The organism is Pedobacter nanyangensis (assembly GCF_003313505.1).
GTDB classification, from domain to species: Bacteria; Bacteroidota; Bacteroidia; order Sphingobacteriales; family Sphingobacteriaceae; genus Pedobacter; species Pedobacter nanyangensis.
Map to the genome: position 1 here is coordinate 249,683 of NZ_QMHO01000001.1, position 26,804 is coordinate 276,486.

The 26,804-nt window shown below is 40.3% G+C and carries 27 protein-coding genes; 11 read left to right on the forward strand and 16 right to left on the reverse strand.

The window, feature by feature from the left end:
* Nucleotides 1-128: 128 nt before the first annotated feature.
* From DUT71_RS01145 to DUT71_RS01160, 4 genes are all read left to right on the forward strand, one after another.
* Nucleotides 129-506: a BlaI/MecI/CopY family transcriptional regulator gene (locus DUT71_RS01145; RefSeq protein ID WP_113660690.1), complete on the forward strand. Its 378-nt coding sequence runs from the start codon at nucleotides 129-131 to the stop codon at nucleotides 504-506.
* Nucleotides 503-1,297, forward strand: coding sequence for a M56 family metallopeptidase (locus tag DUT71_RS01150; RefSeq protein ID WP_113660691.1), 795 nt, complete (start codon nucleotides 503-505; stop codon nucleotides 1,295-1,297). The genes DUT71_RS01145 and DUT71_RS01150 overlap by 4 nt, the downstream gene beginning before the upstream one ends.
* 120 nt (nucleotides 1,298-1,417) lie before the next feature.
* On the forward strand, nucleotides 1,418-2,470 hold the full coding sequence (locus DUT71_RS20140) for an energy transducer TonB (protein WP_162795908.1): 1,053 nt from the start codon (nucleotides 1,418-1,420) through the stop codon (nucleotides 2,468-2,470).
* A gap of 3 nt (nucleotides 2,471-2,473) precedes the next feature.
* Nucleotides 2,474-2,878 (forward strand): energy transducer TonB, encoded by a 405-nt coding sequence (locus tag DUT71_RS01160; RefSeq protein WP_113660692.1) that lies wholly within the window; start codon nucleotides 2,474-2,476, stop codon nucleotides 2,876-2,878.
* Nucleotides 2,879-3,007: 129 nt separating this feature from the next.
* Here DUT71_RS01160 and typA read toward each other — a convergent pair whose 3' ends face one another.
* The 4 genes from typA to msrB form a co-directional block, all read right to left on the reverse strand.
* The gene (gene typA, locus DUT71_RS01165) at nucleotides 3,008-4,816 is read right to left on the reverse strand and encodes a translational GTPase TypA (RefSeq protein ID WP_113660693.1); all 1,809 of its coding nucleotides are present in this window, start codon (nucleotides 4,814-4,816) and stop codon (nucleotides 3,008-3,010) included.
* 255 nt (nucleotides 4,817-5,071) lie between these two features.
* The gene (locus DUT71_RS01170) at nucleotides 5,072-5,521 is read right to left on the reverse strand and encodes a VOC family protein (protein ID WP_113660694.1); all 450 of its coding nucleotides are present in this window, start codon (nucleotides 5,519-5,521) and stop codon (nucleotides 5,072-5,074) included.
* 276 nt (nucleotides 5,522-5,797) lie between these two features.
* On the reverse strand, nucleotides 5,798-6,370 hold the full coding sequence (locus DUT71_RS01175) for a fasciclin domain-containing protein (protein WP_113660695.1): 573 nt from the start codon (nucleotides 6,368-6,370) through the stop codon (nucleotides 5,798-5,800).
* A 69-nt stretch (nucleotides 6,371-6,439) separates the two neighbouring features.
* Complete coding sequence (gene msrB, locus DUT71_RS01180; RefSeq protein ID WP_113660696.1) at nucleotides 6,440-6,973, reverse strand: peptide-methionine (R)-S-oxide reductase MsrB; 534 nt, start codon at nucleotides 6,971-6,973, stop codon at nucleotides 6,440-6,442.
* Nucleotides 6,974-7,074: 101 nt separating this feature from the next.
* Here msrB and DUT71_RS01185 point away from each other — a divergent pair, with 101 nt between their 5' ends.
* Together DUT71_RS01185 and DUT71_RS01190 are read left to right on the forward strand one after the other, a co-directional pair.
* On the forward strand, nucleotides 7,075-7,626 hold the full coding sequence (locus DUT71_RS01185; RefSeq protein WP_113660697.1) for an RNA polymerase sigma factor: 552 nt from the start codon (nucleotides 7,075-7,077) through the stop codon (nucleotides 7,624-7,626).
* Nucleotide 7,627: 1 nt separating this feature from the next.
* Entirely contained in the window at nucleotides 7,628-8,443 is an 816-nt protein-coding gene (locus tag DUT71_RS01190) for an anti-sigma factor (protein ID WP_113660698.1), read from the forward strand.
* Nucleotides 8,444-8,447: 4 nt separating this feature from the next.
* On the opposite strand, the gene DUT71_RS01195 is transcribed toward DUT71_RS01190, so the two are convergent.
* Nucleotides 8,448-9,236 carry an alpha/beta hydrolase gene (locus tag DUT71_RS01195; RefSeq protein WP_113660699.1) on the reverse strand — a complete coding sequence of 263 codons (789 nt, stop codon included), beginning with the start codon at nucleotides 9,234-9,236 and terminating at the stop codon, nucleotides 8,448-8,450.
* A gap of 147 nt (nucleotides 9,237-9,383) precedes the next feature.
* On the opposite strand from DUT71_RS01195, the gene DUT71_RS01200 reads away from it, so the two are divergent.
* The 5 genes from DUT71_RS01200 to DUT71_RS01220 all read left to right on the forward strand — a co-directional run bounded on the left by DUT71_RS01200 (nucleotide 9,384) and on the right by DUT71_RS01220 (nucleotide 14,351).
* Nucleotides 9,384-10,088, forward strand: coding sequence for an esterase family protein (locus tag DUT71_RS01200; RefSeq protein WP_113660700.1), 705 nt, complete (start codon nucleotides 9,384-9,386; stop codon nucleotides 10,086-10,088).
* A gap of 63 nt (nucleotides 10,089-10,151) precedes the next feature.
* Nucleotides 10,152-11,183, forward strand: a complete 1,032-nt coding sequence (locus DUT71_RS01205) for an ATP-grasp domain-containing protein (protein WP_113660701.1) — start codon at nucleotides 10,152-10,154, stop codon at nucleotides 11,181-11,183.
* 18 nt (nucleotides 11,184-11,201) lie between these two features.
* Nucleotides 11,202-12,302 carry a carboxylate-amine ligase gene (locus DUT71_RS01210; protein ID WP_113660702.1) on the forward strand — a complete coding sequence of 367 codons (1,101 nt, stop codon included), beginning with the start codon at nucleotides 11,202-11,204 and terminating at the stop codon, nucleotides 12,300-12,302.
* A 4-nt stretch (nucleotides 12,303-12,306) separates the two neighbouring features.
* Nucleotides 12,307-13,134: a type 1 glutamine amidotransferase gene (locus DUT71_RS01215; protein ID WP_113660703.1), complete on the forward strand. Its 828-nt coding sequence runs from the start codon at nucleotides 12,307-12,309 to the stop codon at nucleotides 13,132-13,134.
* A gap of 29 nt (nucleotides 13,135-13,163) precedes the next feature.
* Nucleotides 13,164-14,351: a hypothetical protein gene (locus DUT71_RS01220; protein ID WP_113660704.1), complete on the forward strand. Its 1,188-nt coding sequence runs from the start codon at nucleotides 13,164-13,166 to the stop codon at nucleotides 14,349-14,351.
* Between the two features lie 5 nt (nucleotides 14,352-14,356).
* On the opposite strand, the gene DUT71_RS01225 is transcribed toward DUT71_RS01220, so the two are convergent.
* The 11 genes from DUT71_RS01225 to DUT71_RS01275 form a co-directional block, all read right to left on the reverse strand.
* On the reverse strand, nucleotides 14,357-15,400 hold the full coding sequence (locus DUT71_RS01225; RefSeq protein WP_113661072.1) for a hypothetical protein: 1,044 nt from the start codon (nucleotides 15,398-15,400) through the stop codon (nucleotides 14,357-14,359).
* A 327-nt stretch (nucleotides 15,401-15,727) separates the two neighbouring features.
* Nucleotides 15,728-16,363, reverse strand: a complete 636-nt coding sequence (locus tag DUT71_RS01230; protein WP_113660705.1) for an OmpW/AlkL family protein — start codon at nucleotides 16,361-16,363, stop codon at nucleotides 15,728-15,730.
* Between the two features lie 315 nt (nucleotides 16,364-16,678).
* Nucleotides 16,679-17,665: a pyruvate dehydrogenase complex E1 component subunit beta gene (locus DUT71_RS01235; protein ID WP_113660706.1), complete on the reverse strand. Its 987-nt coding sequence runs from the start codon at nucleotides 17,663-17,665 to the stop codon at nucleotides 16,679-16,681.
* A 153-nt stretch (nucleotides 17,666-17,818) separates the two neighbouring features.
* Nucleotides 17,819-18,175: a bleomycin resistance protein gene (locus tag DUT71_RS01240; RefSeq protein ID WP_113660707.1), complete on the reverse strand. Its 357-nt coding sequence runs from the start codon at nucleotides 18,173-18,175 to the stop codon at nucleotides 17,819-17,821.
* Nucleotides 18,176-18,177: 2 nt separating this feature from the next.
* The gene (locus tag DUT71_RS01245) at nucleotides 18,178-18,648 is read right to left on the reverse strand and encodes a nucleotidyltransferase (RefSeq protein ID WP_113660708.1); all 471 of its coding nucleotides are present in this window, start codon (nucleotides 18,646-18,648) and stop codon (nucleotides 18,178-18,180) included.
* Between the two features lies 1 nt (nucleotide 18,649).
* Nucleotides 18,650-18,847, reverse strand: coding sequence for a hypothetical protein (locus tag DUT71_RS01250; protein ID WP_113660709.1), 198 nt, complete (start codon nucleotides 18,845-18,847; stop codon nucleotides 18,650-18,652).
* 17 nt (nucleotides 18,848-18,864) lie between these two features.
* Entirely contained in the window at nucleotides 18,865-19,416 is a 552-nt protein-coding gene (locus DUT71_RS01255) for a GNAT family N-acetyltransferase (protein ID WP_113660710.1), read from the reverse strand.
* Nucleotides 19,417-19,478: 62 nt separating this feature from the next.
* Complete coding sequence (locus DUT71_RS01260) at nucleotides 19,479-22,316, reverse strand: PD-(D/E)XK nuclease family protein (protein ID WP_113660711.1); 2,838 nt, start codon at nucleotides 22,314-22,316, stop codon at nucleotides 19,479-19,481.
* 71 nt (nucleotides 22,317-22,387) lie between these two features.
* Nucleotides 22,388-25,633: a UvrD-helicase domain-containing protein gene (locus tag DUT71_RS01265; protein WP_113660712.1), complete on the reverse strand. Its 3,246-nt coding sequence runs from the start codon at nucleotides 25,631-25,633 to the stop codon at nucleotides 22,388-22,390.
* Between the two features lie 110 nt (nucleotides 25,634-25,743).
* The gene (locus DUT71_RS01270; RefSeq protein ID WP_113661073.1) at nucleotides 25,744-26,157 is read right to left on the reverse strand and encodes an endonuclease domain-containing protein; all 414 of its coding nucleotides are present in this window, start codon (nucleotides 26,155-26,157) and stop codon (nucleotides 25,744-25,746) included.
* Nucleotides 26,158-26,306: 149 nt separating this feature from the next.
* Nucleotides 26,307-26,765: a 6-pyruvoyl trahydropterin synthase family protein gene (locus DUT71_RS01275; RefSeq protein ID WP_205313809.1), complete on the reverse strand. Its 459-nt coding sequence runs from the start codon at nucleotides 26,763-26,765 to the stop codon at nucleotides 26,307-26,309.
* Nucleotides 26,766-26,804 lie beyond the last annotated feature (39 nt).

Consider the following 26,804-nt stretch of genomic DNA (forward strand, 5'->3'; position numbering starts at 1 on the left):
TTTAACAACCAAAGTTATTTCCGATAAAAATATCGTCGTAAATTTTGATAACTAATTAATTAGTTATATATTGGTGTTGGAATATTTCTTAAGCTTGCGCTTTAAAGAACACTATTTAAATAGATGATATGGAAATTAAAGATTTAACCAGGGCAGAGGAACAAATTATGCAGGTAATGTGGCAGCTTGACAGCGCTTTTGTTAAAGAGGTCATTGACCATCTGCCTGAGCCTAAGCCTGCCTACAACACGGTATCAACCATTATCCGAATTTTAGAGGTAAAGGGGTTTATAGGCCATGAGGCCTTTGGCAAGTCGCACAAGTACCACCCTTTAATTTCAAAGGACGAGTATAAAAGACACGCCACCGAAAAACTACTGGGCAGCTATTTCGAAAATTCTGTAGAAAGCATGTTCTCCTTTTTTGTAAAGGAAGAAAAACTTGACCTGAGCGATGTGGATGAGATCTTGAAAATGATTGATAAATTTAAAAACAAACCAAAATGAGCTGGTCACATTATTTATTGCAGGTAAATATCTATTTGGTTGTATTTTATGCCTTTTACAGATTATTACTTACTAAGGAAACCTATTTTGTACTAAATAGAGCTTATTTAATTTGTTCGGGTGTTTTCTCGTTAGCTATTCCGTTTATACAGCTAGATTGGTTTAGCAAACAGGAAATCAGCCAACAGATTTATGTACAGGTTGAGCAGTTTAACCAGCTTATTACGCAAGGGGCTGTAGTGGCAGAGGCTAAACGCTTTAACTGGGGGAGCTTAATTGTAGCAATTTACCTATTGGGCATACTATTCTTTTTGGGCCGTTTTGTTGTTCAGTTGGTTGGTGTAAAAAAAATGTTCAACGACGCTAGAAACGGATTGGCATTTTCCTTTTGGAACAAAAAAATAGTAGCCAACAATCTGCCGGGCCTTGAAACGGTAAACCATCATGAAGACATCCACGTTAAACAGCTGCACACTTTCGATGTATTGTTTTTTGAGCTGCTGGGCATTCTCACCTGGTTTAATCCTGTCATCTACCTGTACAAAGCCACTGTTAAAAATATCCACGAATATTTGGCCGACGAAGCAGCCGCTAAATTCCAGGGCAACAAAGAAGCCTACTCCATGTTATTGCTTAACCAGGCTTTTGGCGTAAATGTAAATACCTTAACCAATGGCTTTCTCAGGAAATCGATGATTAAGAAACGGATCTTTATGCTCTACAAAGAAAGGTCAAGAAAAACAGCCATTGTCAAATATGGCATTTTCGTTCCGCTATTTGCCTTAGCCTAATTACTTTCATCTTCAACCATCAGAAAAAACGAACAACTTTTAGCCGCTGCAGAGCAGGTACAGCTTGAAGAAGCAAAGGCAGCCGTAGCTGAAGTGCTAAATTTAACGCCAGAAAGGTCTGTGGAGGTTGTACTTGCCGAGCCTACGGTAAGATTCCCAATTCCAAAGGGCAGTAAAGAGGTTGAGGGGATCAACTCCTTTTATAAATATCTGGGCAATACAGTGAAATACCCCCCTTTAGCTGCCGAAAATAAAGTTCAGGGGAACCTAATAGTTACCTTTAAGGTCATCAACAGAAAAACCACAGACATTAAAATAGAAGCCAAATTAGGGGCAGGCTGTGATGAGGAAATCGTTAAAAGGATAAGCGCCTACAAAGACGGAGCGCTAAAAGACGGAAGCTACAGCCTAAAAGTAGCTTTTATACTCCAAGGTTCCTCAGCACCATTTCTAAATGAAACTGTTAAAAATAAGCCCAACTTTATCAGCTTAAACACCATTTCCATTGTAGGCTATCCTTTTGAACCGGATGAGGTGCACAGTTTCGTAAGCATGGAAAACCCGCCAAACTTCCCTGGAGGCATTAGCGATTTTTTCAAGTTTTTAGCAGACAATATTAAATATCCAGAGGAAGCTGCCAAGCAAGACATTCAGGGAAATGTTTTTGTATCCTTTGTTGTTGAAAAAGATGGCTCAATAAATGATATCAAGATAGACAGGCCATTGGGCTATGGCACCGATGAAGAAGCAATAAGGGTTTTGAAACTTAGCCCCAAATGGAATCCGGGAACCCAGAACGGGAAAGCGGTAAGGGTAAAATATAGCCTCCCTATCAAATTTAGTTTAGGCAAAAGGCAAACCGGCACCATAAAGAACTTTAAAGTACAGTCCAGAGACGGTGTAGTACAACTTAGCGGAGATCAACTGAGCTTAAGGGGCGCTGATTTTGATGACGGGAAACTACCGCTTTATATTTTAGATGGAGAGGTTGTGGAAAACGGCCAGATTACTGGCATAGACACCAAAACCATTGAAACCATCAACATCCTGAAAGATGAAAACGCCACGATCCTTTATGGTGAAAAAGGGAAAAATGGGGTGATATTGATTACCACAAAAAATGCGGAGAAGGCGGTAATTGGCAGGCCTAGCAAAAAAACAAACCAAAAATAAAAAATGAAGAAAATTACGCTTGTCGTATTAGCGGCATTATTAGGGTATGGGCTCAGCCCAGCGCAAACCAACAAAAGCCAGGGAGATCAACTTTATTCGTTTGTGGCCTTAAAAAATCCTCCACAGTTCCCTGGCGGCCTTACTAAATTCTATGAATTTCTTGCCAAAAACCTCAAATATCCGGAGGCTGCTAAGGCCAAAAGTATCCGTGGAAATGTATTCGCTTCCTTTATCATCGAAAAAGACGGATCACTTTCCAGCATCAAAATACTGCGGGGCCTGGGCTCAGGGACAGACGAAGAGGCTATAAGAGTGCTAAAAACTAGCCCAAAATGGAAGCCGGGCTCATTAGATGGCAAACCTGTTAGAGCACAATATAGTGTTCCCATAAAATTCTTTTATAAATAACTCATAAAAACGCAAAAGCCCTCCCGACAAAAAGTCGGGGGGGCTTTACAATTTCTCCTCTGTCTCGGACAACTAAAGTTAATAAATTAATTTCAATTTTCCGAATTTACTATGCTAGCATACAATCAATTACGATTGAAAAATCTTGCCTTTCACCTTACGCTCGTTCTCTGTTAAAAAGATCTTACGTAAACGCATACTTGCAGGAGTAACCTCAATATATTCGTCAGCTTGGATGTACTCCATTGCTTCTTCCAATGAGAATTTAATGGCTGGTGCAATACGAACGTTATCATCAGAACCTGAGGCACGCATATTGGTTAAAGCTTTACCTTTAACAGCGTTGATCACTAAATCGTTATCACGAATGTGTTCGCCCAAAATCTGTCCTTCGTAAACATCAACCCCCGGATCTACAAAGAAACGACCGCGGTCTTGCAATTTATCAATAGAATATGCCGTAGTTTGACCTTTATCCATAGAAATCAAAACACCGTTCATACGGCCAGGAATTGTACCTTTCCACGGCTCATAAGCTTTAAAACGGTGTGCCATAATCGCTTCGCCGGCGGTAGCGGTTAATACGTTGTTACGCAAACCAATAATACCACGTGAAGGAATTTCGAACTCCAAGTGCTGCAAATCGCCTTTTGGCTCCATAATCAATAACTCACCTTTACGTTGTGTTACCAACTCAATTACTTTACCAGAAACCTCTGCCGGAACGTCAACAATTAAAGTTTCTACTGGCTCACATTTCTGTCCGTCAATTTCTTTAACGATTACCTGTGGCTGGCCTACCTGCAACTCATAACCTTCACGGCGCATCGTTTCAATTAAAACCGACAAGTGAAGGATACCTCTACCATATACCAACCAAGCATCAGGAGATTCAGTCTCAACCACTTTAAGGGCCAAGTTTTTCTCCATCTCTTTCGATAAACGGTCTTTAATACGTTGTGAGGTTACCAATTTACCTTCTTTACCAAAAAACGGAGAGTTGTTAATGGTAAACAACATGTTCATGGTTGGTTCGTCAATTTTAATTACCGGTAGTTGTTCTGGCGCTTCAAAATCAGCAATAGTATCTCCAATATCAAAACCATCAATACCCACCACCGCACAAATATCGCCAGATCTAACTTCGGTAGTTTTAACTTTACCTAAACCTTCAAAAGTATATAATTCTTTTACCCTAGATTTAACCAATTTGCCGTCACGTTTAATCAAAGTAACAGGTTGGTTTTCTTTAATGGTTCCTCTGTGTACACGGCCAATAGCAATACGGCCCACAAAAGAAGAATAATCTAAAGAGGTAATCTGCATTTGCAAAGTACCTTCATTTACCGGCGCAGCTGGAATGTGTTCCACAATCGCATCCAATAAAGGGAAAAAGTTATCCGTTGGTTGTTTGTAATCAGTACTCATCCAACCATTTTTAGACGAACCGTAAATTACCGGGAAATCCAACTGTTCTTCCGTAGCCTCCAAGTTAAAGAACAACTCAAAAATTTGCTCATAAACTTCTTCAGGGCGACAGTTTTCTTTATCAACTTTGTTTACCACTACAATTGGCTTTAAGCCCAAAGCCAAAGCTTTTTGAGTTACAAAACGAGTTTGAGGCATTGCTCCCTCAAAAGCATCGCAAAGCAAAAGCACGCCATCAGCCATTTTCAATACACGCTCTACCTCGCCACCAAAATCGGCGTGACCAGGGGTATCAATAATATTAATTTTAACGTCCTTATATTTAACCGAAACGTTTTTAGACACGATGGTAATGCCTCGTTCACGCTCCAAATCGTTGTTGTCCAAGATCAAATCTCCAGTTTCCTCGTTGTCGCGAAAAATAGAGCAGGCATGTAAAATTTTGTCTACCGTGGTGGTTTTACCGTGGTCTACGTGGGCTATAATAGCTATGTTTCTAATATTTTGCATCTTATGCGATAGTATTTAAGGGCGCAAAGGTAGCGAAAAAAGCCGAAAAACGAAACACAAACGCTAAGCAAAATATGTTAAGTTTTTGTAAATCAATTGCATTGCCAATTCGCCACTGTAGCCCCGCTTTACCTTTCAATCGGGTTTAGGACGCAAGGCAAGGGTGATTACTTAATTTCCCTAGGCTAAGCCTTTAGCAATGCTGTACCTTAAACGTCATCTAAATGCTTACCGACGAACACTCGAGAGGGGGCCCTACTGATGCTGTAGCCATTCCTCATAACTAATCACCCCCAACTCAGGCTTTCCTTCCCCCTCCAGCATGGCAATAAACTCCAGTTCGTGCCCATCGGGATCCTTAAAATAAATAGCTACAGCTGGCATCCAGGCAAAAACCATGGGTTTCTCCTTTCCATCTTTCAGAAAATTATAAGGCTGCAGGTTTCTTTCTTTCAAAAAGCCAATAGATTTGTTCAATACCTCGTCAACGTCGCAGCGAAACGCAAAATGACGGATATCGATTTCACTCTTCGGTTTTTCCCATAAACCAAGCATAGCGCCTTTAGGCTCGCCTATCCAAAAAAAGGCAACCCTACGCTCATCGTTATAACCACACGCAATAAGCCCCAATACATTTTTATAAAAATTTACAGACCTCTCCAAATCCTCTACGAAAAGGTGTGTTTCAAATAATCCTTTAATCATGTGGTGAAGTTACGCTTAGCAAAACGTGAAAGAAAATCACTTATCTCAATCCAATCATCAAGAATATCTATCAAGCTTGGGATAAAAAAAGAAACGGGGACTCGGCATACCACCTTGTCCCCGCCATCTAAATTAACGCTCTCAGTAATATAAACTCTCTTAACAAGGCTTTATTGTATGGAGGATAAAAATATTTTATATTTTTTTTAAGGGGCAACAAACCAACAAAAAAAGCCCTGCACGTGCAGGGCCTCATTTATTAATCAAAAATGAAAACTAAGGCATTAAAACGGTGTCAATTACATGGATAACGCCATTCGATTGGTTCACATCAGCAATGGTAACTTTTGCGTCATTACCTTTAGCATCTCTCACATACAGATCTTTTCCTTTGGTCCAGAAAGTCAGTTTCTCTCCTTGAACAGTAGTCATCACGGCTTTACCGCCACCTTTAGTTACTGCAGCCCAAATAGATTTAGCACTATGGTTGCCCGCTAACACATGGTAGGTTAAAATTTTAGTAAGCATTGCTTTGTTCTCTGGTTTCACCAAGGTTTCTACGGTACCTTTAGGCAATTTATCGAAAGCCGCATTAGTAGGGGCAAAAACGGTAAATGGGCCTTTTGATGATAAAGTTTCTACTAAACCCGCTGCTTTAACCGCTGCCACCAAAGTAGTGTGGTCCTTTGAGTTTACGGCATTTTCTACAATATTTTTTGATGGATACATGGGCGCTCCACCTACCATTACTGTTTTTTCTTTTTTTGAACTTTGCGCCATGGTAGCATTTGAAAAGGTGAAGCTTAATGCGCATACACTTAAGGCCAATAGATTTGTTAACTTTTTCATGATGTTTAAATTTTATTTAATGATTTATGTCTTTGCCTACACTTACGAGATTGTGCAAGCCCTCGGTTTTTATTTTTGAATATTTTTTAAAGAACGCCCATTATCTGCCTCAAAATCAAGGCTAATAGAATTCATGCAATAACGTTTGCCCGTAGGCTGGGGGCCATCATCAAATACATGTCCTAAATGCGAACCGCACCGGCCGCAAAGCACTTCTGTACGTACCATATTATAGGATGTGTCTTCTTTATAGGCAACACTTCCTTTAGCACCTGGCTCAAAAAATGATGGCCAGCCGCAGGTACTGGCAAATTTTGCCCCTGAGCGGAACAATCTATTTCCACAAACGGCACAATAATAGGTGCCCCTTACATCAAACTCATTATACTTGCCCGTAAAAGCCTTTTCGGTAGCCCCCTCTCGAGCTACAGCATATAAATCAGGCCCTAAAATTCGCTTCCATTCTTTATTGCTTACATGGAGTTTGCTTTGATCTGTTCTGGAATAATAAGGGTTTTTAGCTTTTTGCTGTCCAAATGTTGGTACAGCTAGCATGCCGCTCAGCAGCCATAAAAACACCTCCCTTTTTAAAAATGTGTTCATATCATCTTCGTTTTTAACCCATGTACGATAAAGGATTAAAAACAGATTTAAAAAAGCTTGACTTTCAGATATTTTTATATTTTTGTTAAAAGCACTTTTTTTTGAGCACACAACCCAAATTATCCGAACAAGAGATCATCGCTTTGCTCTTAAAGCGAGATGAGAAAGGATTTAACTATCTATATGATAATTATGCAGGGGCCATTTATGGTATCATTACCAAGGTAGTGCACTTAAAAGAATATGCCGACGAGATTATACAGGATGTCTTTGTTAAGATTTGGAAAAATATAGGGCAATTTGATGCGGAAAAAGGTCGCTTATATACCTGGATGATTAACTTGGCACGCAATACGGCCATTGACTATATCAGGTCCAGAGGCTATCAGAACGAGCAAAAAAACCAAACTATTCCAGAATTCGTAAATGATAGCGAGCAATACGCCACCGTCACCAACGTTGACCACATTGGCATGAAAAACGTGCTGTCGCAACTAAAAGGAGAATGGCGGGAATTGATAGAATTAGCTTATTTCAAAGGATATACACAACAGGAAATCGCTGAAAGACTTGATATCCCTATTGGAACCATTAAAACGAGAACTAGAAACGCCTTGATTGAGTTGAAAAGATTATTAAAAGATTACCGATAAATTGGACATTAAAGATTACATATCGTCTGGTATTATAGAAGCCTATGTGATGGGTTTAGCCTCTGAGGAGGAAATACGCATTCTGGACTGTATCCAAAAGAACAATCCCGAGGTGAAGCAGGCTATTATTGACGCACAAAATACATTGGAAGATTTTGCGTCGCAGCAGGCTATTGCCCCACCTCCCAATCTTAAATCAGCAATATGGGCCAAAATTAGCGATGACCAAGAAAACCCTGTTGCTGTTGAAGATATACCGGCAGCACCTGTTGCAAAACCTCTTTATCCGGCACAAAGTACAGATCACAGCAAAGCAACCTTAAAATGGTTTGCTATTGCTGCTTCTATTTTATTAATCGCCAGTGCGTCCCTGAACCTTTATCTCAACAATGCTCAAAATACGATAAAAAACCAAGTTGCAGCTTTAACCGAAGCGCAAAAGGACAACCAGCTTGCTTATCAAAACCTAAAGAGTAAGTGGGATATGGCCAGCAACCCCCAAATGAAATCTATTCCATTGTTAGGAGTTGCAAAACACCCTAACATGAAGGCCATGGTTTATTTGGAGCAAAAATCCAACAATGTATATTTGGCGTTGGAAAACCTGCCTGCAACTGCCAAGGAGCAACAATACCAGCTATGGGCCATTGTAAATGGAAAACCCGTTAGCCTAGGCGTATATAATCAGGATTCGGAAACTGCGGTGCAAAAAATGACGGCCATTGCCTCGGCACAAGCCTTTGCCATTACTTTGGAAAAGAGGGGCGGTAGTGAAACGCCAACCATGGAAAATATGTATGTAATGGGCAAGATTTAAACCCTTATTTAGCGAAAGCCCATTCTAAAAACTTTGGCAATACCTGCCCCCACGTAGGCACATTATGTTTACCGCCAACCATTTCGTAATAAAAGATATCCCTAGGCCGTTCGTATCCCTTTTTCATCAGTTCTTTGATCACATCCACCGTGTCATCTATCGAATCAATGATAAAGTTTTGATTACGGTCTGCCGTTTCATCTTCTGTACCTGTCATTAACCAAAACTGCAAATTAGGCCTGTCGGGAGTTTCTCTAACCATCTCGTGCAAAATTCGGTCATCATCGGTATAATCTTTTGATAGATCTTTTTTACGCCACCAAAAAGAGCCCGAAAACACCCCCACCAGGTCAAAAATATCACTATGGTGCCAAGCAATATCAAAAGCGGTTAAACCACCCAATGAAAAGCCTGCAAAAGCTTTTTTACCATTAATGGTTTTTCCGAATTGCTTTTGGATAAAAGGCAATAGTTCTCCCATTACAAATGCGGTGTACAAATCGGACTTGCCACCCCTGCCTTTGAAATCAGGCCTGTTAGCAACTCCATACTCCAGCAAACGTTGTTCCCCAGCATAAATCCCAACGGTAATTACGGGATTTATTTTCCACTTATTTTGCAGCTCCAACAAATGATCTTCCAAGCCCATTTGCAACAAGTCTTGCCCATCATTCACCAAAAGCAAGTTTACGATTTCGTTGCCCAACAGATTTGCGGGAACATAAACGTCCAAATCAACCGTACGTTGAAGATATTTCGATTTTATTTGATAGGTAGTTTTGATAAACAGTATCGTTAATGTTTGCGGTTATTCTTCTAATTCCGCTACAAAGTTATCATTATCTCAAAAACCTACAGCCATTAAGTAGACAAAAAAAATAGGTATTATTTTTTTTGTAACTGAAAATGACTAACTTAAATTCTATAACCATTATACCGAATGAAAGAGGAATTACAAAGATGGTACAGCCCCAACCTCAACAGAGAGATCGAAACTTTGGTTTTTGGCCATAGCGGCTATCCCATTATTTTATTTCCCACCAGCATGGGAAGATATTACGAAAACAAGGATTTTAAGTTAATAGAATCCGTGCAGCACTTCATTGAAGAAGGGAAGGTTAAAATTTACTGCCCCGATAGTATTGATTCCTTAAGCTGGTACAACAAGAGCATACATCCTGCGGAAAGAGTGAAAAACCATATCTGGTACGATAAGTTCTTATTAGAAGAGCTGTTTCCCCTTGCAAGCAGCGAAACGGGAAGGGACAAAGTCATTACGGCCGGATGTAGCTTTGGCGGCTACCATGCGGTGAACTTTGCATTCCGGCATCCTTGGGCAATAAGCCATGTTTTTAGCATGAGTGGCGCTTTTAACATCAGAGGTCAACTGGATGGCTTTTATAACGACGATGTTTATTTCAACAACCCTATTGATTATATCCCAAACAATATGAATCCCGAGCTTTGGCAGCTTAAAATTGTTTTGGGCACTACTGACCGCGATATGTGCCGGGCTGACAATGAAAATCTATCGGGAATTTTACATCAAAAAGGAATTAGCCATTGGCTGGACATAAAGCCCAACGCAGACCATGACTGGCCAATATGGAGAGAAATGTTTCCCGAATATGTCTATCAGATTTAGGAATAGGAGCTCATAATTAGAAAAGAATACTTCAGCACAATCAACACTTTAAACATATATACTATGAAAAAAATCGGAATTTTATTTGGACAGGAGCGTTCATTCCCACAAGCTTTTGTAGACAGGGTGAACCAAAAGGCGGTTGAAAACATTACCGCGGAATTTGTAAAAATAGACAAGGTTTTCCAAGCCGAAAAACCTGAATATGCCGTAATTATTGACCGTATTTCGCAGGATGTACCTTTTTACAGGGCTTACTTAAAAAATGCGGCCATGGGCGGCACGGCAGTTATTAACAATCCCTTCTGGTGGAGTGCCGATGAGAAATTTTTCAACAATGCCTTAGCCGAAAACATTGGGGTGCCTGTACCCAAAACGGCATTAATTCCTTCTAGAGAGCATCCCGACGACACCAATGAGCATTCGTTTACCAATTTGGTGATGCCCTTTGATTGGGAGGCGATATTTAATTACGTGGGTTTTCCTGCCTACATGAAACCTTTTGACGGCGGCGGCTGGAAAGAGGTTTACAAACTGGAAAGCATGGAAGAGTTTTTTGAAAAACACAGCCAAACCCAACAAACGGTAATGATGCTGCAAGAAGAAATTATTTTCGAAGAGTATTTTAGATGTTATTGCATTGGCGGCAAGCATGTACGAATTATGCCGTACGAACCGCGCAACCCGCACCACCTACGTTATGTGGTTAATGGGCCAAAACCAAGCGATAAGCTATTAAAAAAGATTGAAGAGTACACCTTAAAACTTAACCAATATCTGGGTTATGATTTTAATACAGTAGAATTTGCGGTGAGAAACGGCGTTCCAATTGCCATCGATTTTTGTAATCCGGCGCCAGATGCAAGCCTGGAAAGTGTTGGCCAAGAAAACTTTGAATGGGTAGTTGAAACCGCCGCTAATTATGCAATAGAAAAAGCATTGGCTCAAGAATTTGGCAAAAACAACCTCACTTGGGGAAACTACGTTAAAACCAGCGCTGCCGGCACGCCCTTAACCACAAAAGTTACCAAAGCAACGGCCAGTACCAAAGCGGTAGCCAAACCAAAAGCAACTGCCAAAAAACCGATTAAATAACGCTAAACCGAACTATCTATGAACGAGTTTACATTAGGGGTCGAAGAAGAATACATGATCATTGATCCCATTACCAGAGAGCTAACCTCTCATGACCAAAAGATTGTAGAGGCAGCACAAAAAATACATAAAGACCAGGTGAAAGCAGAAATGCACCAGGCCGTGGTAGAAGTAGGGACCAGTATTTGTAGAAATACAGATGAAGCAAGAGCAGAAATTTCGCAACTGCGAAAAACCGTGGCAGAACTTGCAGGCGAACAGGGCCTGCGCATTGGCGCTGCTGGCACGCATCCTTTTTCGCATTGGGAAAAACAGCTCATTACCGAACATCCTCGCTACAGTGAAATTGTAAACGAACTACAGGAAGCCGCCAGGTCCAACTTAATTTTTGGTCTACATGTACACGTAGGTTTCCAATCACGAGAACTGGCCATACATATTGCCAACCAGGTACGCTACTTTTTACCGCACGTATTTGCCCTTTCTACCAATTCGCCCTTTTGGGAGGGAAGAAACACTGGGTATAAATCGTTTCGCACAAAAGTGTTCGACAAGTTTCCCCGAACTGGCATTCCTGATATTTTTAATAGTATTGAAGATTATGACAATTATGTGAAGCTCTTGATCAAGACCAATTGTATAGACAATGCGAAAAAAATATGGTGGGATATTCGTGTACACCCTTTCTTCGAAACCATTGAGTTTAGGGTATGTGATTGCCCTATGCTGATTGATGAAACAATGGCCTTTACGGCCATTTTTCAGGCACTATGCGCCAAATTGTACAAGTTGCGCTTACAAAATTTAAACTTCATTTCTTACAGCAGGGCACTCATTAACGAGAACAAATGGCGGGCCGCCCGTTACGGCATTGACGGAAATTTAATAGATTTTGGGAAAGAAATGGAAGTAAATTGTCGAAATTTGGTCCTTGAATTGTTAGATTTTATAGATGACGTAGTAGACGAGCTAGGCAGCCGAAGGGAAATTGAGTACGTACACAAGATTTTGGCCAACGGAACTGGGGCCGATAGACAGCTGGCGGTTTATGAACAAACCCAAAGCTATGAATCAGTAGTAGACTACATCACTACACAAACATTAATAGGTGCGAAATAAAAAGATGAACGATAGCAACAGTATTAAGGTAGCCATTATTGATATGAATATGGGCTTCCCTAACCAGGGAATGAGGGGTATACAGGAAATTTTACACCAATATAAAACTGATAATCACCTCAATTTAACCATTGACATATTTGACATTAGGAAAAAAGGAGAAGTCCCAGATTTAAGTTACAACATTTACATTTCAAGCGGCGGCCCTGGAAACCCTTACGATGGAGAAGGCCAGCAATGGGAAAGCAGTTTTTTTAATTTATTGGACCAAATTGACAACTTCAATCTGATCAGCGATGAAAAAAAATACGCATTCTTGATTTGCCATTCTTTCCAACTAGGCTGTAGGAAGTATCAATTGGGCGAAGTAACCCAGCGAAAATCCAATGCCTTTGGGATTTTTCCCATCTCCTTAACTGCAGAAGGTGAAAAAGAACCTATTTTTAACGGCCTTAACAATCCATTTTTTTCGGTAGACAGTAGAGATTGGCAGGTTATACAACCCAACCGCAAGGCCTTTGAAAAAATAGGCGCCAAGCTATTGGCCATTGAAAAGGATAGACCGCACGTAGACTTGGAAAGATGCATGATGGCCATACGCTTTTCGCCTTATGTAATCGGCACCCAATTTCATCCGGAAGCTGACCCTACAGGCATGAAAATTTATTTATTACAGGAAGAAAAGAAAGAAGCCATTATTAAAAACCACGGCGAAGACAAGTATTATGACATGTTGAACAGCTTGGAAAATCCAGATAGAATTATGCTAACCAAAGGCGTTATTTTACCAAATTTCTTGGATGAAGCCATTCATGCGCTGCAATTCGCATAAACGCTTATTCTTAATCCTTAAGGCTACCCATGATTGAAAAATACAGAACAGCTTTTAATGCCGGTTTCAGTGAGCAGAAATACGAGGATTTCTTAGGAAAGATTACCTTAGGATATCCCGAAATTACGTTTAGGCTGGCCGAATCTCCTGTTTTTATTCCTGAAGAACTAAAGCAACAATTGATTGCTGCAGGAGATCAAATCATCTCAACAATTAAACGCAGCGACTTTAAAGAGATCACCAAAAATGCTATCCCTAAAGATTGGATAGTGCCCAATGAGAACGATCACCCACATTTTTTAACTTTTGATTTCGGTATTTGCAGGGACGAGCATGGAGAAATCAAGCCAATGCTGATTGAAATGCAAGGGTTCCCATCGCTGTATGGCTTTCAAGCTCATTTGGCAAACACCTATAAAGAGTGCTTTAACCTTAACCCACAACTTAGTCCTTTTTTTAACGGTTTAAATGAGGAAAGCTATTTCAATTTACTGAAAAAAGTGATTGTGGGCCAACACCACCCCCACCAGGTAATTCTTATGGATGTTGATGCGCTCAATCAAAAGACTGTAATCGATTTCCATGTTACAGCCAACAAACTGGGTATTAAGATCTTACCCTTAGAAGAAGTAAAAAAGGAAGGAAGCAAGCTATATTACATGGAAGATGACAAAAAAGTGCTGATCAAGCGGATTTACAACCGCCTGATTTTTGATGAAATTGCAGGACAAAATTCCATGTTTGAGCACAGCTTTGATCCTAGAGAAGACGTAGAGGTGGAATGGATAACGCACCCCAACTGGTTTTACCGCATCAGTAAATATACGATGCCAATGCTAACAGGCGAGTTTGTTCCCGAAACGAGGTTTTTAAACGAGCTCACCGAGCTACCGTCTGACTTGGAAAATTACGTTTTAAAGCCCCTGTTTTCTTTTGCCGGAATGGGTGTAATCATAGACGTAAAAGAAAGTGATATCCGTGAAATAAAGGATCCCGAGAACTGGATATTACAGCGTAAAGTAACTTACGAACCCATTGTAAAAGCTCCTGATGGTGGTGTAAAAGTAGAATTAAGATTGATGTATTTATGGCCTGATGGCGAAGAACCGCAGCTTTGCATCAATTTGGCCCGCTTAAGTCGTGGTAAAATGATTGGCGTACGCTATAACGCCGATTTTGATTGGGTTGGAGGCACCGTTGGCTTGATGGAATCTTAGACAAACTATAATTTTACCTGCCTGATGATATTCTTAAGGTTAAGCTCAATAATATCCGTCATGTTCTTACAATCTTCATAGGCCGATTCCTTGTAGTAAACTGCCATACTTTTTTTTAGCCTCGTGATATTTTCTTTAGTCGTTAGCTCCTCTTTACAAGAAACATCCCTCAAATCGGTTAAACGATGGCGTTCACTGCGTACCCGATGTACAATGGACGACAATTCTTCCTGTTTGTACTGCTGAACCGTTTTCTCGGTGAGGTGCTCCATGCACAGTTTTACCAAAGGATAATTTTCCTTGAAAAATTGCGGCATGTAAACCTTGATATTGCCCTCGTAAAACTGCTGATCGAAATCTATTGCCCGTATGCGGAATTGGATATCGTCGAAATCAGGGGTTATTTGCACTACAAAATTGTAAGAACGCATGTCGCCCAACAAAGTAACCAAACAGCGCTCGTTAAACTTTACAAACTCTTTTGCAATACGGGTAGGATTGTATTCCGCTTGATGTATCATTCCTTGGTTGAACACGTCACCAGGCAAACCCACAATATGCTCCTCGATCATGGTATCGCCATCAACCAAATAATTTACCTGGTTTGGCGAAAGGATCTCCTCCAGTTCCAGGCCATAAATCCTGGAAGCGTCCGCCTTTTTCACATAAAAATAATCGTAAACATCATTTAGGCGGTTCACTATTCTTATTCTAAATGGATGGGTGTTCCCAAAAGTACAATAGTCAATCCTATCGATATATTTATGCTCTACGATGCGCAAATTCCCTGAAGCTTTTAATTTGGCGTAAATTACCTTTAAACCGCTGTGCAGCTCCTCCATTTGACCCTGGGCATAGATAGGGCTTTCCCATAAAGTATCTTTACCGCTTTTATCTAGTATCGGATAGCTCTCGGTAAACGCTTTCAGCGCTTCGTAATTTACGGGCAAGCGTGCATCCCGCTGGTAGGTACGCAGGTATTTATGCAAATTTTCGCTAACTGGAAATATGGGCTTCTTTCTCGAAATCTTTACATCTGTTATTTCCATACCAATCATTTTTGAATAAGATAACCCTTATTTAAGAAATATTAAAAAAACTTAAAGAAAAAATCACCGTTTAAGAAGCAACGACTCTTGGTTAATGCTACCGAGTTTGCGATGTACCTATGTGGTTCTTTTAGGTATTATATTAAACCACATCGGCACATAGGGGCATTTGCGGTTACCAATTGCAGCAGATAATTCTTAAAGAACAGGTAGAAAAAGTTTGTTCATTCCGAACTCAGGTTAAATGAAAATGATTTGATTTAAAAGTTTGAAGAAAACAAAAACCCCATGCATTGAAACATGGGGCCAGTATTTGGTTGTAAAAAGCTACAATTTTATTCCGATCCCGAAACTACATAACCAAGGGTTTATTTTAGTATCAGCCACTACGGTAGCTCCTCCCGCTACAGTAGGAATGGTGGTAACGGTAGCATCAGTGCTTAGCCATAGCTTTTTCACATCAAAATTGAGGAATAGCCTTTTGCTGATATCAAAATCAACCCCCAATTGAGCTGCTGGCGCAAAAGTGTTTTTGTATGAAGTTTTGGCAATGGCTGGCCCATCTTTAATCCCGTAAAAAATAGTGTAGTTCACGCCTGCCCCTACATAAGGTTGTACTTGCTTACTTACAGGCAAGTGATAGGCCAGCGTTAAGGTTGGCGGCAGTAGCCAAACTTTTCCTAAATCTACATTGCCCAAAGCGGTGTTTACCGCACTTACCTCATGTTTGGTGGTACCGAGAATAAGGTTAGCGGAGAAGTTTTTAGCCAGGAAATAGGTAAAATCCAGTTCGGGAATAATGGTGTTAGAGATATCGACATCGCCGTTAATGGTGCTGATGGTTGCGCTTTCTTGAGGAATGACGGCCGTGGCACGCAGACGTACTCTAAAATCGCCTTTTTGCTGTGCAAATACACTTGTGGCTAATCCAATCAAAAGAAGTAGGGTTGATATTTTTCTCATCGTATTATGTGATTTTGTTAAGACAATATTAGCATGAGAAATTGAGGTAATGAATGAGCCAGGACAGCTTGTTTTGTGATGTTAGTTACTTGTAGCGTATTATATAATCATTTTGTTGCGCTGTTTGCTTGTGGTCACGCTGGGTTTATCGAAGCGTACTGGAGCAAACAAAACAATTCATAGTTTTTAGTTTTCTTATTAGGGTGCTTAGCGATTCTCTGTTCCTCGGAATGACAGCAAGGGGCACAAAAAAATCCCGCTCTTTTGCAGAACGGGATTTCCAATATTTTATCAGGCAAAGCCGATGGTTATTTCTTATTTGGCAACGTACATTACTTCTTTTACCGCCTTAACTACTTTTTCAGCATTGGGTAAGCTGGCAGCAATTAAAGTTGGTGCATACGGAAGCGGAACGTCAGCACAAGTAACACGAATTACTGGTGCATCTAAATAATCGAATGCGTTTTTTTGTACGTTGAAGGCAATTTCAGAAGAAATTGAAGCCAATGGCCAAGCTTCTTCTACTACCACTAAACGGTTAGTTTTCTTCACAGAGTTGATGATGGTAGCGTAATCAATTGGACGTACGGTACGTAAATCTATGACTTCTACATTGATCCCATCTTTGGCTAATTCCTCTACTGCTGGGTTAACTACGCGGGTCAGCATTTTACCAAAAGTAACGATGGTTACATCTGTACCTTCTTTAACTACATTGGCTTTACCTATCTCTAAGTAATATTCTTCTGCAGGCACGTCGCCCTTATCGCCGTACATTACCTCAGATTCCATGAAAATTACTGGATCTGGATCTAAAATAGCTTGCTTTAATAAACCTTTGGCATCGTAAGGAGTAGCTGGAACAACCACTTTCAAACCTGGGCAGTTAGCATACCAGTTTTCGAAATTTTGTGAGTGCTGAGCACCTAATTGACCTGCGTTACCAGTTGGCCCACGGAAAACGATTGGCACTGAAAACTGGCCTCCGCTCATTGACAACATTTTTGCCGCCGAGTTGATGATTTGGTCGATAGCTACCAGCGAGAAGTTGAAGGTCATGAACTCGATAATTGGCTTAAGGCCATTCATTGCCGCTCCAATTCCGATACCTGCAAAACCTAGCTCGGCAATTGGGGTATCTATGATACGCTTGTCACCAAACTCGTCTAACATTCCTTGACTTACTTTATAGGCCCCATTATATTGCGCAACCTCCTCGCCCATCATGAAAATGTTCTGGTCTTTGCGCATTTCTTCGCTCAATGCTTCGCGTAATGCTTCTCTGAATTGGATTTCTCTCATTGTTTTGCTGAAAATTAACGATGGCAAATATAATTATTACTTTGTTGCAATGCAAAGGTTCAAAAAGCTCGTAATTGTAATATTGCAATTGGCTTACTGGCCGTAGAAAATGTTATAAAACAGATGATTTGCCAAATGAAAATTTGAAATCCCTTAGCCTTCTCCTGAAATATCTTCTCCAAAATGGATGATATTGCCGTTATTATCCAAAATGGAAAACTGTCTCATTCCCCAGGGCTTATTTTCCAACTTCCCATTGGGATGTACAATATCCAACGGTAAAAACTCTTTATAAAGCAGGTCTACGTTGGTTACGTTTACATAACAACCCGTATTCTTAGGTATTTCTTCATCTAAAGTAGGCCAAAGATGGACCTGGATCTCATCTCTACTAAGAATGAGATAGCCATCCCAATTAGAATGAAAGGTAAAACCTAACTTTTGGGTATAAAAAGCAATCGTATCATCTGCATGGAGAGAAGCGAGAATTGGCACAGCGTGTTTTAGCATCGTTATTCTTCGTTACTGGTTTGAGAAAGCTTATCTAAATCATTAATATCTTTTGGTCTTGCTGAGGATTTTTTTGCTTTGATCAAGTCCTTATAGTTAATGGTCCTTATGTTAAGTCCATCCTCAGAGAAAAACACTGCTTTCTGATAACACGCCTGAAACTCAAGTCCTTTTACAATAATCATCAAATCAATGGATACTGGAGGTCTGCCGAAACTAAAAACTTCCCATTCAGGATGATTCAAAAAATTTTCCTTCGTCATATCGAATACTGGAAGCCCAAATTGAAAGAAAGCAGAAACAAGTTTAGCGTAGTTCTCTTCCGTTCTTTCAACCCATATATCCATATCTCCAGTGGTCCGAGAATAGCCATGTAAAATTACTGAATAGCCACCAATCAGCATATATTTAACATCATGGTGATTTAATGCTTGGATAAACTCTCGAAAGTCCTCATTAAATATGTTGCCCATATCACCTGATTTTTATCCTAAAGAAAGTCTTATCCATTTTTGGAGGATTAAATTCTGGATAATTGTAAGCAACACTATTAAGATAATTGGCAACCCGTAACCGTTCTTGCCAAGTCATGTTTTTGTATACAGCCACATCAGATTTATCTGCTTGTGCGGCAGTATGCGCTTTGAATGCTGTTCTATCTAGTCGCTGCATGTTACAAATATAAGAATTTACATACGGTGCTTTATATAGTACTCTGAATCTAATGCTTCATTTTCGAAGGTCATTTCTTTTTGCATCAATCGGTCAAATTGATAATTGTTTCTTAACAGCACTTTCCTTGAATTATCATTCCGTGGATCTATCTTGGCTTCTATGAGTTCGAGCTTAATGTTTTCAAAACCAAATTTCTCTACGGCTATAATGGCCTCTGGCACATAACCTTTTCCCCAATAATCTGGATGCAGCATATAACCTATTTCGGCTTTAAGTTCTTGTGGATAGAAATTGACGTAACCCATGATTCCATAAATTTCGTTGGGATTTTGAGCATTGCAAATGGCCCAGTTGATCGATTTACCTTCGCTAATGCCATTGGTGAGCATTGCAATTACGCCTAGCGCATCTTCCTCGGTTTTTGCTCTTGGCCGCGGAATGTAGCGCATGGCTTCTTCATTGCCCCGTATTTTTATCACATATGGCACATCGGCTTCAACCACTTGCCGTAGCAGCAGGCGCTGTGTTCGTAAAACCGGAAACGGATTAAAATTTAGGTTAAGCATATCGTAATTTACGATTTAGGTTGATGAGTTAAGAATATTGATCTGCCAGCATTACCGTGTAATTAAACACCAAATAAGGTTTTATAAATAGAATAGCTATAATTATCTGGCACCTGACTTGCCCTAAACGGCACATTCAGATCGAAAATTTCTGCTACTTTTTGCTGCAACTGCGCTAAAAATAGCGGCTTAATTTCTTCCAAATAAGCATCAGACAGCGTAGACTTTCTAGATCTAAAATATACATGCCCATCGGCCATGGTTTTTACGACGAACAAACTTGGCTCAACGCCTTGCCTCCCCGACTGCCTTTCGTAAGCGTAGGTGTAAATTAGTGTTTGGATTAAGGCTTTGTTGATATTTTTTCCATCCGTATCAAAAAGTTTGTCTATTTCCGAAAAGGTAAGTTTATCACTTCCGGTTTTATAGTCGATGATACGAGTTACGCCATTGCGTTCGTCGACCCTATCAATAAAGCCAAACAGTTTTACCTGCTGCATTTCTCCGTTGAGCTCAAATTCCAACTCGGTACTTATTTTTTCTTCCAGGCTAAGGATGGTAAAAGGGGCATCGGCTTCGTCTCTATTTAAAATGATATTTGCATAGGCTTCCACAATCGCCAAAATCACCTTTTGCATGCCAGAATACTCCAAAGTACTCTCCTCCCTGTTGGTCATTACAAAATTGAAGGCTTTGGTTACCATTTGCTTCAATGCTTTTCTCTTTACCAAAATCACATCTGCGGTAACTTCTTTCCCAATTTCTCCTATATAAAAATATTCCATCACCTTGTGCAATATAGAGCCTATCTGATTGGCTTCTATAACTGCGGTTACCTCCTCTGGCTCTTTAATTTCGGCAATGTATCGGAAGAAAAAATCAATAGGGTTAGAGATATACATGGTTAAGGCCGATGGCGATAAAATCTTCTCTCCACTGAGATATCGCTGTAAAGCGGCTTGTATCACAGGATCTTTTTTATCGATAATGATTTCTTCCTTGGGCTCTGTGCTCACAGGCAGATTTAAGGACTGATAATTGAAGCTGAAACTACTTTCATACTCCAATTGCTTCAATATCCTACTGACTTCGCCGGTATTTCGTTCATCTGTTAGGCTATTATAGACAAAATTGATATCCTTAGCTCTTTGCAATAAACGATAGACCATATAAGAGGAAATGGCGTCCAAATTTTCGAGTACTGGCAAACCGTAAGCTCTACGAATACTATCAGGAATAAAACTATTACCTATGGATGTCTTGGGGATAATTCCTTCATTGAAGCCCAGGAAAATAAGCCTATCGAAATTGAGGTTACGGCTTTCCAGCAAACCCATCAATTGCACTCCTTTTAGGGGATCTCCGCTTAAAGGCACAGACACAGCCAACAAAGATTTCTGGATGAGCTGCACCACAAAGCGAAACTCTTCTCCAGCCACAAAAGTTCTTAAAGTATCATTCAAACGAGTGAGCTCTTCGATGGTTTTCACTAGCAAATCCGCATCAATTTTTTTCAACGACTGTTGTGTAGATAAACGTGCCAAAAGATACTTCATCACACTTAACAGCTCCTCAACTAAGTGAGCTGGGTCGTCTATCTTTTGATAAAATCTTTCGAAAATACCACCTTGCTTAATTAAGCGGTGCAAATCAATGCTTACTACATTATCACGCAATAATGCTTCTTGCACGTTGGCTTTTAATTTTGCACTTAGCCCCGTTAGCGGATGAGTAACAAAAGCTTCCAAAGTTTGATAGGCTACCTTGTTTGTTTCTTTCAATTCTAACTGGGTGGCCAACCACAAATCGGCCAGGCCAAAAACGGTGGAACCCGCCAAAGCAAAGCCCATGGTTACGTTGAGGTCTATACCATCATTAATGGTTTGCAGTGCGGGCATCAGCAATTGTTCGTCGGCTAAAATAACCGCTGTGGTACCCACCTCTTCCTTCCCATCCTCATCTCCAATAATTTGATGGAGGATTTTCGCCTGTGCACTTTGCCCCTGAACCTTGTAGACATTCACCGTATGCTTCGCGGAAGTAAAACCATTACCATCACCTTCGAAGGCGTTTTTTAAACCTAGTTGTTTAAAATTCTTTCTTAAAAACAATCCCGCTTCTTGAAGCTCATCATCCAAGTAGTAAGTGTCTGTATCGAAGTAAAACAGCGCCTTATCTGCTTCCTGCAAGTGTGTAAATACTTTTGCCTCGGCTCTGGTCAACGCATTAAAGCCTACAAATATGATTTTCCCCCGGTTAAAGGAGTTGATAAAATCAGACGTGGTTAAATCTGTATTGGCCAAATGACGATAAACTTGCCCATTGGTGATGTAATTTTGTGCTTTTAGCGCTTCGTGAAACAATTGATATAAACGTGGCATGCGTCGCCACATTTTGATAAAAAGCTCCTGCTGTTTTTTATGCTTTCCTTCGCTATACGATTGCCAAAACTGCGCTAAAAAATCATATTGTTCTTTACTGAGGTAGTCGAATTCCAGATTGATTTGTGCTACATCTTCCATTTCCTGGTAAAGCTTGTTGGCATCTACCAAGTCATTATCGATCTGGGCAAAATCACTAAGCATAATTTTGGCCAAGGGGAAAAACTGACTGCTCTTCATGGGCGCAAGACCCTCTTCCTCTAATAACCTATTGTATATTTTAAGTAGGGTAAAAAACTGTAAATAGAAATCGGCTGGTTTTTCTTTTATACTTCCAGCAAAAAACTCTTGGATGGTATATATGGCAGGACTAAAAAATGGCTTTTGGATAATATCGGCCAAATATTTACGCAAATAGGTTGCTGGCCTGTTGTTATTGAAAACAATGGCACAATGCTGTAAATCATCACCAAATTTGGCAACTAAATCTTCTGCAACTTCTTTTAAAAATGGTGTCATTTAACTTACGATTTTAGATTGACAAGTGACGATTTTAGGCGTCAAACAACGTACAACTTATTACTTAAAATCTATACTTCTTTCAATTCTTTAGTCACGGCATAAAACAAGTAGGTTTTTACCTTCTGAAAACCCATTTGCAATAACAGGTCCTTATAGTTTAAGATCTGCTCAATATGTTGGTCGCTTTGCTCCAAAGTAAACTTATAATCTAAAATAGCTACCCCTTCGTCGTCAATTAAAATACGATCTGGTCGATGTAGCTTACCGTTGGCGTCAATAATATTTTTTTCGATGATACTTTCGGTAGATTTATCGAAAATAGCCTTTAACTCGGGATGATTTAAAACTTCCATGACTTCTTCATGCAATGTTTCCACTTCCTGTTCTGCAATCACTCCGCTAAGTAATAACTCATCTAGGTAACTTTGTACTTCTTTTTGGTTAGCCGCATTGGCCAATACTTCGTGCTTGATTGAACCTAAACGACCTGATTGTTCTATGTTGAGTACGTGCTGCAAATGTTTATCCTGCGAAGGCACGTACAAAGCCGACAGTCGATTGGTGGTGGGATATTCCTCCAATTCAAATCCATTGCTTTCGTTTACCTCAGGCTTTTCCAGCACATGGTCTATAATTTCGTATCGATTTGTGGCGTCAAAACCGTCGTCGTCGACCGAGCTTAATTGCCCTACTACTTGCGCCAACGCATCGCCTACGGAACTGATATTCGAAGCATCCTTTTTCTCCATCACCGACAGGTACAGATAATCTTTGGAACGGGTAGTGGCTACGTAAAGCATGTTTAAGGCATCCAAATTACTATCCAGCAGCTCTTTATAATAGGCTTTGGCCACCGTTGAGTTACTGAGTTCTTCCGCAAATTTCAGTGGAATACCACCCAACTCCTTATAAATGGTATCTTCGGCCGAGACCCAAAAAATAGAATTGGCTTTTGTTTTAAGCTCCCAATTACAAAAAGGCACAAAAACAGCTCTAAATGCCAATCCTTTGGATTTATGGATGGTCACAATTTGTACCGCATTCGCTTCATCTGGCGAAGGCAGAGACTGTCGTACCCCGTCTTCATCCCACCAAGTGAGGAAGTTGACAATGCCTTTCTCGCCCAAACGCATGGCATTGGCTACCAAATCTCTAAATGCCAACAAATAAGGAATATGCTGCTTTAATTTAGGCAGCCCGTAAGCTCCGATAAGGTTTTCTACCAGCTCAATCAAAGGCAGTTGCATCCAACTTTGCCAGTTTTCGCAAAGCGATTTTGGAAGTAATGAAGACAAGCTGCTTAACGATTTACCTGTTAAGGCCAAATATGCCGATGGCTCAATTGTTTTTTGTTGCAAGCGATGATAAAGCGAAATACAATTGGCCTTATACAAGGCCGTTTGCGAGTCTATCCCCACCAACACTTTCAGCGTATTCACGATGAGTTGCACGGCACTGTTGTTGGCTACCATTAACGCTTCGCCAGACAACACAGGGATATTGTGCTCCATTAAGCGGGTTACACAAAGCATTGCCTCCATATTAGAACGCACCAAAATAGCCATGTCTTTTTCCTGATAGGCTTTTTCGGTTTTAAGAAATTTAATCTCCTCAATCACGTCCTGTAAAGCTATCTCGCGATAAACCGTTTCTGAAAATCTTTCTATTTCTTCACTTACATCGTCCTTCCCAAAGCGTTTTACTTTAATGGTTCCTCCAGCTTTGGTAAATGGGGAAAGGTTTTGTTTGGCCTTGGCATATACCGAAGTGACAATATCGCTGTAGCCGTTTTCGTCCCACCATTGCAACAATTCGTCTGATTTTTCAGTGACATTTTCGTTCAGCTTATTTTGCACCACCAATGGCAACGCTTGATACAAATAATTGTTAAAACTGATGATATTTTCGGTACTGCGATAGTTTTCTTCCAAATGATCGTCGAGCACATTTGCCGCACCTATTTCGTTTTTTACCTGTTGATGGAGGATGTTCCAATCGCCATTACGCCAGCGATAGATGGATTGTTTAGTGTCCCCCACAATCAGGTTATCGATATGTTTTTGGCTTGGGGAAGCAATGGCGTTTGATAGGATAGACCTGAAACTTTTCCATTGGTTCACCGAAGTGTCTTGAAATTCATCAAACAAAAAGTTCCTATACTTGCTGCCCACTTTTTCCCAAATGAAGGAGGGATTTTCGCCTGCGTCATCCGTAATTCCAGTAATCAGCTTCTGTGCATCACTAATTAAGAGGTTGTCGTTCTCGTTTCGATAATTGCTAAGCAGCATTGCCACTTCCTGCATCAAACGCAGGTAATAAAGATTTTTATTAAAAGCGATGGAGAGGCTATAAGTCGCCAAATTAGCATCGTAGTATGCCTTAATAGCGGTCATCTGCTCATTTAGCGCCTGATAGAATTGTGGTAAATCCACCCCTTTTTGGAACCATTCGTCGGGCGTATCTATCAATTTAAAAACAGCATCGAGCTTGGAAAAATCTCCCCGAGCAATATTGAGAATTTTCAGCAAGCCGTTACGAGATTTTCCCTTTAACTGGTCGGCACTTACACCGTGATTTTCCAAGAGCTGCCAAGCAGTAGCTCCAAGCTCCTTTAACCTATCCTGAAAACTTTGGATTTGGCTTTTGGTAACGCTGATATATTTTTTGAAGAGCTCATCCAAATTAGCTAAACCCAAGGAATTTATGGCGATTTCAAAAACTTCGTAGCTGTCCTTAAACACTTCACTAATGAGGTTCATCAGCTCGGCTTTGTAATTCCAGCTCTTATTGTCGCCAATGCGTTCAAGGGCCAGGTCAATGATCCATTGAAGCAGTTGCTGATTATGGTTCAGGCTTTCATCAAGCTTTTCCACCAGCTCATTCTTCACCTTGTCGTAGTTCATTTCCAAGGTGTAATCGGCATTAAGGCCCAACTCAAAAGCAAAGCCACGGATTACTTTTTGTACAAATCCATCAATGGTACTTACCGCAAAGCGACTGTAATCATGTAAAATCCTACGATAAACCTTATCTGCCTTTAGTTTTAATGTTTCCGCATTCAAATCAGGATGTGCCGCCAATACAATGGCTCTGTAATCCTCAATTTTTTTGGAAGTATTGCCTTCCGCAAAACCTTTAAGCACTTCCAAAATACGGGTTTTCATTTCTTCGGTGGCTTTGTTGGTAAAGGTTACCGCTAATATTTCCCGATATTTATTATCGCCACTAAAAAGCAAGGTAAGGTAATGTGCTGCTAAACTAAAAGTTTTGCCTGAGCCCGCCGATGCCTGAAGTATTTTGAGTGGTTTTTGCATTTATATACCTTAAATACCCCGATCTTTAACTCTTCTACAAAAGGCAGAATAGCACAATCCTAAATTCCCCTCTATTAGAGGGGTGCTCAACGGGCGGGGTGTATTATTATTTATTTTATACCGTAATTTTCGATGATGTAATTCTCCAATCCAGTCATCACAAATTCCATATTTTTCAGCACATCTACAACTGTTATTCGATAAACTTTTAAACCTAAAGAGATTAAATATTTCTCTCTGCGTTCATCATAATCCCCATCAAAATCATGACTGGCACCATCAATTGCTATCACCAAACCCAATTGTTTGATATAAAAATCTACAATGTAATTTCCTATAATGCGCTGTCGATCAAAATCTAGCTGGTGAAAACGTCCATTTGTGACCTGCATCCAAAAGAGCACTTCGGGCAAATTTTGGGCATAACGTAAGGCTTTTGCTCGTTCTATAAACTTAGGATTATAAGGAAGGCTTGTTTTAGGGCATGGTGTAATTGCTATGCCATCGATGGTGATAGGTTTCATATTGGTAGGTTTACTTAAAGCTACCAATATTCTCAATAAACTAAAAAACGGACATTTATTTTGTTGAATACACATTAACAAAACACCCCGCCCGTCGGGCACCCTCTAAAAGAGGGGAATTTGGACAGTGGGCTTATTTCTATACTACTTTATTGAAAAGACTTCGGTTGGTCTTCCCTTCGCCACTCGGCCCAAGAGGTTGGCGTTTCACACAATCGCACGGTTTGTAAGGTAAAACCAATGCTTTCTAAAATTGGCAAGAGCGTAAATTTGATACTGATCAGCATGTTCTCACAAGTGGGCTGAAAGGAAACAAAATGTACTTTTTCGGAAATGGCGTAACAGCTTGCACGCAGCGAAGCGGGAACTGCTTCGTTGAGTACCAATGCATGGTCGTATTTATCAATCACATGGTCGGCAACAATCTTTTTAAGTTGGCCAAAATCGATAAGCATGCCACACTTTGCATTTTGCGGGTCTTGGTTGGCGTAGCCGGATACGGTTACCTGTAAACGATAGGTATGCCCATGAATATTTTTGCAAGGGCCATCGTAATTGAAAAGGGCATGTGCCATATCAAAAGTAAATTCCTTTGTAACTCTGATCATCTGATTTTGCATGCAACCAAGTTACTGCAAGCAGCTTGA